The sequence below is a fragment of the Actinomyces slackii genome (assembly GCF_900637295.1).
Taxonomy (GTDB): Bacteria; Actinomycetota; Actinomycetes; order Actinomycetales; family Actinomycetaceae; genus Actinomyces; species Actinomyces slackii.
Map to the genome: position 1 here is coordinate 828,914 of NZ_LR134363.1, position 12,114 is coordinate 841,027.

7 protein-coding genes are annotated in these 12,114 nt (G+C 66.1%); 1 reads left to right on the forward strand and 6 read right to left on the reverse strand.

Annotation, left to right across the window (positions count from 1 at the left end; genetic code table 11):
* Window position 1: 1 nt before the first annotated feature.
* Genes EL266_RS03390 through EL266_RS03405 form a run of 4 tightly spaced genes read right to left on the reverse strand, consistent with a single transcriptional unit; the run spans window position 2 to window position 6,586 of the window.
* Window positions 2-1,348 (reverse strand): hypothetical protein, encoded by a 1,347-nt coding sequence (locus EL266_RS03390; protein WP_126412118.1) that lies wholly within the window; start codon window positions 1,346-1,348, stop codon window positions 2-4.
* A 6-nt stretch (window positions 1,349-1,354) separates the two neighbouring features.
* The gene (locus tag EL266_RS03395; protein ID WP_126412120.1) at window positions 1,355-3,310 is read right to left on the reverse strand and encodes a hypothetical protein; all 1,956 of its coding nucleotides are present in this window, start codon (window positions 3,308-3,310) and stop codon (window positions 1,355-1,357) included.
* A gap of 2 nt (window positions 3,311-3,312) precedes the next feature.
* Complete coding sequence (locus EL266_RS03400; RefSeq protein WP_126412122.1) at window positions 3,313-4,551, reverse strand: hypothetical protein; 1,239 nt, start codon at window positions 4,549-4,551, stop codon at window positions 3,313-3,315.
* A gap of 34 nt (window positions 4,552-4,585) precedes the next feature.
* Window positions 4,586-6,586 carry a hypothetical protein gene (locus EL266_RS03405; protein WP_126412124.1) on the reverse strand — a complete coding sequence of 667 codons (2,001 nt, stop codon included), beginning with the start codon at window positions 6,584-6,586 and terminating at the stop codon, window positions 4,586-4,588.
* Window positions 6,587-7,064: 478 nt separating this feature from the next.
* Here EL266_RS03405 and EL266_RS03410 point away from each other — a divergent pair, with 478 nt between their 5' ends.
* Window positions 7,065-8,579 (forward strand): IS1634 family transposase, encoded by a 1,515-nt coding sequence (locus EL266_RS03410; RefSeq protein ID WP_026426365.1) that lies wholly within the window; start codon window positions 7,065-7,067, stop codon window positions 8,577-8,579.
* A 113-nt stretch (window positions 8,580-8,692) separates the two neighbouring features.
* Here EL266_RS03410 and EL266_RS03415 read toward each other — a convergent pair whose 3' ends face one another.
* Both EL266_RS03415 and EL266_RS03420 read right to left on the reverse strand, forming a co-directional pair.
* Window positions 8,693-9,691, reverse strand: coding sequence for a PQQ-binding-like beta-propeller repeat protein (locus tag EL266_RS03415; RefSeq protein ID WP_126412126.1), 999 nt, complete (start codon window positions 9,689-9,691; stop codon window positions 8,693-8,695).
* 283 nt (window positions 9,692-9,974) lie between these two features.
* On the reverse strand, window positions 9,975-12,113 hold the full coding sequence (locus EL266_RS03420) for a hypothetical protein (RefSeq protein ID WP_026426367.1): 2,139 nt from the start codon (window positions 12,111-12,113) through the stop codon (window positions 9,975-9,977).
* Between the last annotated feature and the right edge of the window lies 1 nt (window position 12,114).

The window sequence follows — 12,114 nt, forward strand, 5'->3', positions numbered from 1 at the left end:
CTCAGCCTCCTGCGGTCATGGTCAGGGTTGTGCGCTCGATGAGGGCGAGGTGCTTGCTGTTCTCGTAGGTGGGGCCCTTGGTGATGGTCTCCAGGGGGTTGGTGCTGGGGGTAGTCGACGCTCCGTCTGGGTTGGTGCTGCCGATGGGGAGCCAGGACCTCGCCGTCGTTCCTTGTTTGTCGGTTTTCGGGGTGCTCAGCAGCCAGGCTCGGCCTGTGGGGGTGACGGTCACGCTCACCTCGTGGCCCGTGATGTCGGTGGTGGTTCCGGTGTGCAGGTCGACGAGCTCCCGGTGAGCGGCGTTCCAGGAGGCCTCGTCGTCGGGGGTGGGTGGCGTTTGGCCGTCGGTGAGGCGCTCGATCCCGCCATCGGGGTGGATGGTGGTGACCCGGTCATAGGTGTCCTGAACGGCTCCGGTGGTGGGGTCGTTGAGGGTGACGGTGGCGTTGAGGCAGCGACTAGGGTTGCAGGGCTGACGTTCGACGGTGGAGGACAGGATGGCGCTGTCCGCGGTGGCGCCGGCCAGCCAGCCGGTCGCCTCCCAGGAGTCCGCAGGGGCCTCAGAGTCGGTTAGGGGGTAGGCGCTGATCTGGCCGCCCTCGGGGTGGTAGGTGGAGGAGGTCAGAATGACCAGGCTGTCATTGGTCAACGCCTGGCCCAGCACGTTATCGCCGGTGGTCTCGACCTTTCGCACCAGCTCACCGGTCTTGGTGGACAGAACGACCACCGCCTGGCTGGGCGAGGGCGTGGGTCCATCGGAGAAGATGTCGTCGTCGTTGTGGCCAGTGGGCTGCAGATCAAGCCGGAAGGCGGCGTACTCGCCGTCGGCGCTGACAGAAATGATCTCCGAGGGCAGATCGAAGGCGCGCCACAGGCTGCCGTCGTGATCGAAGTCCACGGCGGGGGTGACGCTCCGGTACCAGCGGATCTTCCCGGTGTCCGGATCCAAGCCCGCCACGGAGGCATGGGTTGGCATGACGCGCTCTGCTTTCTCGGGGTCGGAGGATGGGGGAATGGTGAGGATCGCGATCGGGCCATGGGCAGTCGGCACCAGGGTCTGGTTCTCTCTTTTATCGGAGGGCGGGACTGTGGCAGTCACCGACCACATGGTCTCGCCGTCCGGGGCGGGCTCCGGAGAGCCGATTCCCGCGGCCTCCGCCTCCTTCTGGCCACCGATGTCGCTCAGCGTGGTCTGGATATAGCGCAGGGTTGGTTCCGATGTCGACTGCGAGGAGGAGGGCTCGATGACCCAGGTGGCCACTCCCGTGGCCGTCAGGAACAGAGCGCAAGTAAGAGTGGCAAGCCACAGTCGAGCCCGCATGCTGTCCTTCCAGGTTCGTGTGCTCACGTCGTGTCACCTCACTGCGTAGATGGCGATCTCGTCATGGATTTTGCTATCGGTGCCTGCGTTCTGGTTACTCATGAAAACCACCACGATACAGCCGGGAGTCGACAGCACCCGGAAGTCACTTTTTCCTGACATTTTGTTGTAAACGAGTCTCCGTGGTTCGAGGTCGGAATGGGGAGGGTCCTGGTCAAAGCTCTGAGTGGAGGCGATCGGAATTGTCAGGGGCGAGGCTCCCCCACCCGGGGCGATATTCAGTTCGTAGACGGCGTCGGGCATCGTGCCGGAGGGCGCGGAATGGGTGAAGGTGGCCGCGCCGATGCTGGAGCTCTGCTCGGCGGGGAGGGCTGTGCGCGCGCTCGGGTCGAGGACGGTTCCCGCCCAGGGCGGGTCCTCTGACGAGAGCGGGGGATCGGTGGTGTCAGACGAGCCTTCCTCCATCTCCCGCACCGGGAAGGTGACAAGGGTGTTAGCGGCTGCGGAGGCCACGCTGTTCATGCCCAGGCCCTCGCCCATGGGGATCTGCTCGACGGCGCTCGCATCCCCTGCGGCGGCAACCTCGTCAATGTTGATCGCGGAGATGCTCCAGACCTGAGGCTGGTCCTCCGGTGCCTCCTTCTCGGAGCAGGTCGCCGCCCAGCCGTCCTGAATGACCATCTCATCCATGGGGGTGAAGAGCTCCAAGCAGATGCTCTGCACGGGAATGCGTGCGCTCAGGTCAGAGTCCGGGACAAGGGTGAGGGTCGGCAGGCTGTCGTTCTCCCTCTCAGGGGCGAGAGCGAAGGTGGAGTGTCCTGCCGTCCCCACGGGCAGAGGGCCATCCATGTCAGAAGTCAGCCGACCCAGGTGCCGGCCACCGTCCAAGGCGATGACGTCGTGGTTGATGAGAGCGGCGGAGTCGGTGAGTTGAAGAGTTATCTCTTTGGAAGAGATCTTTCCATCTGTATCCGTGTCATCTTGCGGGAATTGGTATGTGGTAGTTGTCTTGCCGGTCATGGTGTCCAGGATGACGACGGTTGTCGCGGACGCCTCCTTGAAGCGGGGGTCGAAGACGCGTGCGGCGAAGGCGACGTGCCGATGGTCAGGGCTGCTCACCAGCATGTAAGGGGAGCGCGTTCCCGTGCTGTGGTCTCGAAGAGTGGAGAGATAGCCGGCATCCAGCGCGTCGTAGGTCCACAGAATGGAGCCGTCGTTGCCGTCCAGGGCGGTCAGGCCGTTGTTGGTCATGAGGATGGGGCCGCGTGCTCCTGCGGCCATGGTCAGGTCCGTGATATCGCCGAGGAGTGACGCGTGCCAGATGCTCTCAGTGGGGGCTCCGGTCGGCACTGCGGGCAGGTTGTCCTGGCTGACGGCATCGGTGAGTGTCTGCTTGGCGCGGATGCTCAGGTTCGGGGAGGGCAGGGCGGCGCCCACTGTTGCGATGACCAGGGCTACTGCCAGTGCTGGGGCGCAGGCGGCCAGGCACGTGAGTGCCCACCGGCGTCGGCGAGGCGGTGAGGAGGCCTTGGATCGGCCGGTGGATAGTGGGCGGCGGACTGTGCGGATCTTGCGGGCCATGAGCAGGGTGGAGCCGATGCCTGCCAGGAGGAGGCCTGCGATTGCCAGGACCTGCACGCCCTGGCGGGTGCCGTCCAGGAGATAGGCGTCGCGCCAACTGCGCAGGAAGGGGAAGGAAATTAAACCCGCGGCTACGATCGGCGTGGACAGCAGAGCGATATCGGATGCCAGGCCCTGGGGCTTCTCCTGCTTGAAGCCGTATGGGGTGATCAGCACGGTGGCCACGATCGTCACGACGGTCAATTGGGAGGTGTAGGTCCACAGCTCACCGAGGCGCTCGCCCTCCGCCCAGCGCCAGACGGCCCAGGCCAGGACCACAGCAGAGGCGGCCAGCGCGCCGATGGCAGCGGCGGTCATCGGATCCGATAGGCGTCGCAGCAGTGGAAGGAGCCGTGAGAATCGAGCCACGCTCAGCCTCCTGGAGTCATGGTGACGGTGGTGCGGAAGATCTCTGGAGCGTCGTCCGGATGACGAATGACCTCGATCGGGCCGGTGCTGAGTGAGCCGTCCGTGGAGATCCAGGCCGCCGGATTCTCGGCGTCGGGGAGGGGCGTGAGAAGCCAGGCTCGTCCTGAGGGAATGACCGCCTCTTCCACCTCGTGCCCGGTGATATCCGTGGTGGCGCCGGACTCCAGGTTGATGAGCTCGCGGCGGACCGTCGCCCAAGCAGGGTCCCGTGGGGGCGGCGCGGTCTCGCCGTCGGCCAGGCGCTCAATGGCGCCGGAGGGGCGGATGGCAGTCACGCGGTCATAGGTCTCACGGAGCTTGCCGCTGGCCGGGTCGCTGAGCGTGATGTGTGACAGGGTGCAGCGTTCCCCGACGCCGGCATTGCAGGGGTATCTCTCCTTCATGGCGGATTGGATCACGCCCCGGGACGTGGCGCCGGCCAGCCAGCCGGTGGATGCCCATGAGTCGGCCGGGGCCTTCGTGTCCGTCAGTGAGTATGAGTGGACCGAGCCGCCGTCGGGGTGAAGGGTGGAGGAGGTCTGCACCAGAAGGACATCGTTGGTCAGCGCCTGGCCCAGAACATTGGAGTCCTTCGTCTCCACAGTGCGGATGACGTCTCCGGTGCGCGTGGACAGCACGATGATGGTCTGGGAGAGCGGCTGGGAGCGTTGGAGCTCCAGCCGCAGAGCCAGGTGCTCGCCATCGGGGCTTGTCTGGACGGTCTGAAAAACGAGAGTGTCCATGTCGTCGAAGCTCGACTCTGCGTATCTGTCAGCGGAATCGAGGTCGGGATGGATGTCGCGATGCCAGCGGACCTCACCAGTGCTCGGATCCAGCGCATAGACGGAGGCGTCGGATGTGCGCTCGTCGCCGTCCTGCGTATCGCGATCCTGATGGGGGTTGATGGCGATCGGCCCATAGGGGGTGGCCGCCAAGGCGATGGGACCATCCTCGGTGCCAACCCTCAATCCCCAGGATGTAGCCGGATCCGTCGACGCAGGCACGGGCTGCCGTCCTTGTATTGCCGGGTGGCCCTGAGTGCTCAGCGTTCCCGGGTCCGCGGGAATCGCCGACGCCGTTGGCTGCGGATCGTCGAGGGAGTGCGGGTCGTCGAAGCGCGGTTTGGTCTTCCAGCCGACGAATCCCGCCAGCACCAAGGCGAGCACGCAGATGAGGGAGGTCCAGCCCAGTCGGATGGTCATGGGGCTCCGCTGAATCGGAGTGTGCGCCGCCATCTCATTTCACCCCCACAATGGTGATCTCCGCAGGGCGGTCACTGACTCCTTCATGAGAGGTCTCCAGAACGAGGGTCGAGGCTCCCGGAGCGCTCAGAGCCTGCACGTTGAACAGATCCCAGCTGAAATCCTCCACCAGGCTTCGGGGCGGCTCGTCCATGATGCGCCAAGAGCCGTAGATCTCAGTAGGAGCAAGGGGGATTGCCAGAGGCTGGGCTCCATTGGACGGCGCCACAGTCAGGACGGTGTCGCTGACCGCTTGGCCATAGGCTGGGCCGTACAGGAAGAACAGCGCTGTGCCCATGCTGGTGCTCTGATTGGCGGGGACGGCCGTGCGCGTGACCGGGTCGAGGGCGGTGTCCGTCTGGGGCACGATCCTCGATGCGGTGTGGCCCTCGCCGTTGTCTGTCGCGTGCTCTGCCGGCGTGAGCATGATGAGAGTCCCAGCCACAGTTGAGGCCAGGCGACCCGGCCCCAGTCCTGTGCCCAGGTGAACTCGGGATTCGGCGGCTACATCCTCCGGCTGCTCGACATCCCGCGCTGGCATAGCGGCTGCGATCTCATCGATGTTGACCGCGGTCATCGTCCATAGCCTTTGATCCGAGTCTGAGCCTTGTCCGTCTGCGGTGCACAGCGACGTCCAACCTGCTTCAATGATCGGCCCATAGGCTTTGATGGCGTACTGCCCGCATACATTCCCGAGGCCGATCCGCCTGCTGAGGTCCGAGTCGGGAACTAAAAGGTAGTCGGTGCGTTCGGGATCGTCGCCGTAGTTGCGCATCATGAAGGTGGAGTGTCCTGCGGTGCCCGTGTACGCGGTGCCTGTGTCGTTTTCGTCAGGTACAAGCTCCTCGGAGGTGAACCGTTCTAGGAGAGCGCCATCCTTCAGGGAGAACACGTCGGTTCCCAGGAGGGCCGCCGAATCAGTGAGTTGAAGCGCAGGGGTCGGGCCTGAGGCGTCGGTCGTGGTGATCCGGCGCTGCGCCGTCACCGTGCCAGTGATGGTGTCCAGGACAACCGCGGTGAAGCCGACGATGCTCTCGAAGCGCTTATCGACGGTCCTCACGAGAACAGCGACGTGCCGGCGGTCTGGACTGCTCACCAGCACGTAGGTCGAGTCGAGCTCGCTGCGTGCGTAACTGCCATCGGAGATCTGATAACTCCACAGGAGTGAGCCATCCTCGCCGTTGAGTGCTCGGACGCCCTCGGCTGTCAGCATGATGGGGCCGCGTGCGCCGGCAGCCAGACTCATACGACCTGTGGCCATGAGCGTCGTCGACCAGGCGACCCGTGTGGGGGCGGTGGTTGGTGTGGTCGGCAGGGAGCCCTCGCTGACGGGGTCGGCCGGGTTCTGGATGGCGCGGAAACTGAGATCGGGCGAGGGGATGGCGGCGCCGACCAGGGCGATGACCAGGGCAACGGCGGCAGCTGGCGCGCAGGCGGCCAGAAGGAGCGGGATCCAGGTCAGCGGCTTGGCATGTGGCAGGGTGGCAGTCTGCTCCACGGCGTCAGCGAGTCGCGGCTCGGAGTCGTGAGCCTCCTCGTCGGTGCCGGCGCCCTTGGATGAAGCCAATGTGGCCAGCAATGGCGGGTAGAGGACCATGTAGCTCTCCCGGGTCCGGATCCTGGGGGAACGGAGTGGCTTCGCCGAAGCCAGGAGGGCCAGGTGGATCTCCCGAGCCCTGAACATCGTCCAGCCAATACCCAAGAGAACGATGGAGGCCCCGATCTGAAGGGGCAGGCGCAGGCGCGTGCCATCGGCCTGGTATGCGGCCCACCACGGGTTGACCAACGGGATGCAAAGGATGACGGCGGCGACGATGGGCGCACTGAGGAGAATGACGTCATTGCGCAGGTGGTGTCCCGGCGGCTTGAGGTGGGGAAGCCGCACGAACAGGATCCCTATGAAGCCGGCGAGGATGACCAGTGCGGTTGTGTCCTCACGAAAATCGCCAGGCAGCTCGCCTGCCCGCCATTGGATGAGTGTGGCGATGAGGAGCATGATCCCAGCGGCTACGGCCCCTCCGCCGGCAGCGCCGAAGACGGAGGCCGCCAAGCTCGGCGGCGGAAGAGTGCTGGCAGTGCGCTCTGCATGCGACTCAGGGGAGGCGACCACGACATCGGATCATGTCATGTGTGGCAGGGCATTGTCTGAGAAATAGTCAGTAGAATGTGAAAGCAATCGGGGGTCTGCCGGCCTGCTGGGCCACGGCGGACAGTGCTGTCAGGCCCGCCGGCGGGACCAGACTGGATGACACTCCCCGCATCCACGAACTGCACCCACGAATCGTGTGAACGGGACGAGCCGGGGAGGCCCGGTCGTCAACGTCGTGGAGTGCTGAGGAGGCGATTGCGCGGCGTGCCCGCCTCAGCCCTCGGCCTGACTTGGCTCATGGTGGGGGGTGGTTGGTGGTCTGGGTGGTGTTGTTCGTTGGGATTGCTGGGGTTGTGTGGGTGGGGTTGCGCACTAACGTGGGGGTATGAGTCCGTATGTTCGCACGGTCAGGACGGCGTCGGGGGCCCGGGCGGTTCAGATCGTGTACTCGTCTCGGCGGGGGTCGCGCAGTATTGAGCACATCGGCTCGGCTCATGATGATGCCCAGCTCGAGGCGCTCAAGGCGGTCGCGGCCCAGCGCTTGAGCGCTGGCCAGCTCAGCCTCGATCTGGCGGGTGTCAGCGGCTTGGAGCCGAGAACGGGCGCAGCGGTGGTGCCGATCACCTCGAGTCGGATGGGGGTGCTCCTGGAGGCCCTGGACGCGGCCTGGCGGGCGGTGGGCCTGGAGGGGCTGGAAGGGGCCGATGAGGTCTTCCGCCAGCTGGTGATGGCCCGGCTGATCGAGCCGACCAGCAAGAAGGACTGGCTGCGGGTGCTCTGCGAGGCGGGTGTCGCCCCGGTGTCCTATGCCACGGTCAAGCGCCATCTGCCCCGATACGCCACCGGGGAGTTCGCCCGGGGCCTGGCGCGCCTGCTGGCCCGGCATGCCCGTATCGAGCGAGGCTGCCTGGTCCTGTTCGATGTCACGACCCTGTACTTCGAGACCGACAGCGCCGACGGCTTCCGCGAGCCGGGCTTTTCCAAGGAGAGGCGCCTGGAGCCCCAGATCACGGTCGGGCTGCTGACCGACCAGGCCGGCTTTCCCCTCCAGGCCGGGGCCTTTGAGGGCAACAAGGCCGAGACTGCCACCATGATCCCGATGATCAAGTCCTTCATGGAGGCCTACAGCATCGATGATGTCGTGGTGGTGGCCGATGCCGGGATGATCAGCGCCGCCAACAAGCGGGCCCTGGAGGAGGCGGGCCTGTCCTACATCCTGGGCTCGCGCACATCGCGCGTCCCCCACGTCATTGACTCCTGGATCCAGGCCCATCCCGACCAGGACATCCCCGATGGGCTGACCCTGGCCCAGCCCTGGCCCGCGGGCCCCACCGATCACCGCCTTGATGAGACCATCTTCTACCGCTACAGCGCGCACCGGGCCCGGCGCGCGCTGCGTGGAATCGATACCCAGGTCGCCAAGGCCGTTAAGGCCGTCGCGGGCGAGATCCCGGTCAAGCGCAACCGCTTCGTGCGCCTGAGTGGCGCTACCAGGAGCGTCAACCGCGATCTGGAGCAGCGGGCCCGGGCCCTGGCCGGCTGGAAGGGCTATGTCACCAACCTGCCCAACCCCGACCCTGAAACGATTATCAGCGCCTATCACCGTCTTTACAATATTGAGAAATCATTTCGCATGTCCAAGCATGACTTGGCGGCACGCCCAATCTATCATCGTCTGCGCCAGTCGATTGAGGCCCACCTGACCATCGTCACCGCGGCCCTGGCCATGGCCCACTGGCTGGAGACCACCACCGGATGGTCCATCAAACGACTCATCACCACCACACGCCGCTACCGCACCATCACCATCAACATCAACGGGCACACCCTCACCGCCGCCGACCCCCTCCCACCAGACCTCACACCAATCCTCGACACCATCCACCACGACACTAAATGAGCCAAGTCAGGTCCACGAACTGCACCCACGAATCGTGTGAACGGGACGAGCCGGGGAGGCCCGGTCGTCAACGTCGTGGAGTGCTGAGGAGGCGATTGCGCGGCGTGCCCGCCTCAGCCCTCGGCGCTCATGGTCATGGTGGTGCGGGTGAGGGCTGTTGTGTCCTCTTGGCGTTCGTGGTCGAACTCGATGGTCTCGACGGGGTCCGTGCTGACTGTCCCGTCTGGGCCGGTCCAGGCTGGTGGGAGCAGATCGGAGACCGGGGTGTCAGGGTCTGGTGCCGTGGCCAAGGGCGACAGCAGCCAGATGTTGCCGGTGGGCGCAACCGCCCGGCTGACCCGGTATCCGGTGATGTCCGTGGTGGCACCGGTATCCAGGTTGACCAGCTCACGGCGGGCCGTGATCCAGGCGGGGTCGTTCGGTGGTGGGACCATCTGGTCGTCGGCCAGGCGCTCAATGACTCCTGAGGGCAGGATCAATGTCACCCGGTCGAAGGTCTGCTGGACTTGGCCGGTGACTGGGTCACTGATCGTCACAATCGACAAGAAGCACTCATCCCCGCTGAAGGCCGCGGTGCACGGTTCCCACTGGCGCGTGGCGGACTGGATGACCCCCTGGGAGGTGGCGCCCACCAGCCACCCGGTCGACGGCCAGGCGCTGGCAGCATCCTTCGGGGAGGCCAGCGGGTACAGGGACACCGACCCTCCCTCAGGATGGTGCGTGGAGGAGGTCTGCACCACCAGCGCATCGTCGGTCAGGGCCAGCCCCAGCAGGTTCTCCCTGGTCTCCACACTGCGAACCACCTCACCAGTACCGCTCGACAGCACAACCACAGTCTGAACAGGCGGCTGCAGCCCCTGGGGCTGCAGAGCCAGGGCCAGGTACTCACCATCGGGACTCGTCACCGCGCGGATCGACGTGGTGGAGCCCCACGTGAAGGTCAGGGCGGCGGGCTGGATGCTCCGTTGCCAGCGCAACTCACCAGTATCGGCATCCAGTGCGTAGATGGTGGCGACTTCTGGGAGCTCCTGGCCGTCTGCTGAGCTGCGGTACTCCTCAGGGGCAACAACGATCGGACCGTGAGGAGTCCCCATAAGGGAGGCGTCGCCCACGTCGCCCAGAGAGGTCGCCCAGGCAGTCGTCGTGTCGTCTGCAGCGACCGGCAGGGGTGTGACCTGCGCACCCGGTGTACCCGCTCCGCCCTGGGTCGCCAAGGTGCCCAGGTCCGTAGGAACAGCTGGTGATGCCTCCTCAAGACCGAGCGGACGGGGAGGTTTGGACACCGGCCTGAGGCACCAGCCGGCTGCGCCCACCAGGGCCGCGGTGAGAAGACAGGCCAGGGCGGCCACAGCCAGTCGTGTACGTAGGGTTCCGTTCAGCGAGGACGCAGCCACGTCATCTCACCCCCACGATGGTGATCTCAAAGGGGCCGCTTAAGAAGTCGGAGGTCACCAGGGCAATGACTGAAGCGCCAGGGGCCCCGACCACGTGACGGTAGTCGTCGTCAGGGAAGTATTCGTGGTCAGGGGAGGAGAAGATCTGGGTCGAGGTGAATGCGGCTGACACCGGCGGCGCGCCGTTGGACGGGGCGATGGTCAGGGTGTAGTCGGAGACGGGCTCGCCGTAGGGCAGGCCGGCAAAGGAGATCTCCGCGGTGGCGATACTGGCGGACTGGTCGGCGGGGAAGGCCGTGCGGGTAGCCGGGTCGAGAACCATGTGCACCTGGGGGTTGACCTCCGTCCTCGTGTCGCCGTAGGAGTCCTCCCACACCCTCCTGTCCTTCTCCGTGCGAGTGATGAGGGTGCCGCCAGCAGCAGAGGCGGCGCGATCCAGCCCCAGGCCCGTACCCAGGGGCACCTGGGAGCCGGACGGCACGTTCCCTGCGTCAACTTCCCCCTGCACCCCGGAGGCAGCGATCTCATCAATATTGACCGCAGTCATCGTCCAGGAGGTCGCGTGCGTGTCCGGATCCTCGGTGCCGCTTGTGCACAGCGCCGTCCAGCCCGCTTCAATCGTCGGCAGCTCAGATTTGACCGGTGGGCTGAGGAACTGGTCGCGGCACAGGCCCTTGAGCTCGGTCCGACGGGCCAGATCGGTCTCCGGGACCAGGTGGAGGGTGATCGAGTCCGCGTCAGTGCCGGCCACGACCAGGGTGGAGTGCCCGGCCGTGCCGGTGTAGTTGTACTCCGCCTCCTCTGGGGAGATCCGCCCCAGCAGGGAGCCGCCATCCAGGGAGATGACGTCCCGGCCCACCAGGGCGACCGAGTCGGTGAGCTGGACGCCAGGTGGGTTGTTGTAGTCATAGGCGTACTCGTGCTCAGCAGTGACCTCACCGGTGCCGGCGTCCAGGACCATGATGATGAAGCCACGGACGTTGTCGAAGCGCTCGTCCACCGACTCCAGGACCACCGCCACGTGCCGGCGGTCCGGGCTGCTCACCAGGGTGTAGCGATAGTCGTCACCGACACGGTGCCCCTCATGGTCGGCGTTTGTCGCGTGGTAGGTCCACAGGATGGAGCCGTCCTGCCCATCCAGGGCGCGTAGACCCTCGCCTGTCAGGAGGATGGGGCCACGGGTGCCCGCCACCATGGACATCTTGTCGTGATCGACCCCCATGAGGGTCGTCGTCCAGGCGACCTGGGTGGGTGCGGCGGTTGGGACCGCCGGCAGCGAGTCCGGGTCGACGGCGTCGGCCCGGCGCCCAGTGGTCGTGGGGCTGATGTCGGGGAACGGGAGCACCGCGGCAGCCAGGGCACTCACCAGGGCAAGAACCAGAGCGACAGTGACGACGGGAGCGCAGGCTGCCACAGGGAGCAGGACCCAGGACCGGGGCCGCCTGCGCAGAAGGACAGCGGTCTGACTGAGGGCGCCGGTGCTGTGCCCGGCTCCGGACTGGTTGGGTTTGGGATTGTCGGAGTCAGGGCTGTCCGGCTCGGGGTCAGCTTTGACGGCATCGGTTGCGGCGGCGTTGGCGACCTCATGAGCCGTATCGTCGGCCTTCCCGGCCTCCTGAATCCCGGCCGCCTCGCCGGCCGGTGGCTGCGGGTGCAGGTCCAGGTAGATCCTCCGGGCGTTGATCAGGGTCCAGCCCACGCCGATCAGGATAATGCCGGCGCCGACCATGACCGGCGTGAGCCGCCGGGTGCCGTCGTACTGGTAAGCGTTCCACCACGAGTAGGAGGGCAGCAGGCACAGGATGATCCCAGCCATGGTGGGTGCGGCGAGCACGACGACGTCATTGAGCGGCCGCCGTTTCTTGCGCGCCAGGTGCGCGAGCCCCAGGACAAGGGCTGCCGCGAGCAGCGGGCCGAGCGTTGCGGCGGTCTCTGAGGGGGAGGGGGGCTTTGAGGCGGTCTCTGAGGCGGTCTTGGCAGAGGGCTCGATAACCTCCAGCGCCACGAGCGAGAGCCCCAGGAGAGAGATTCCCACGACCAGCGCGCCCATGCCTGCGGTGCCCAGGGCGGCTGCCGTCAGACTCGGTTCCTGGGGTGTGTGCTGTGTGGGCTCAATGGTGGAGTCCGGGTTCTCATCCATC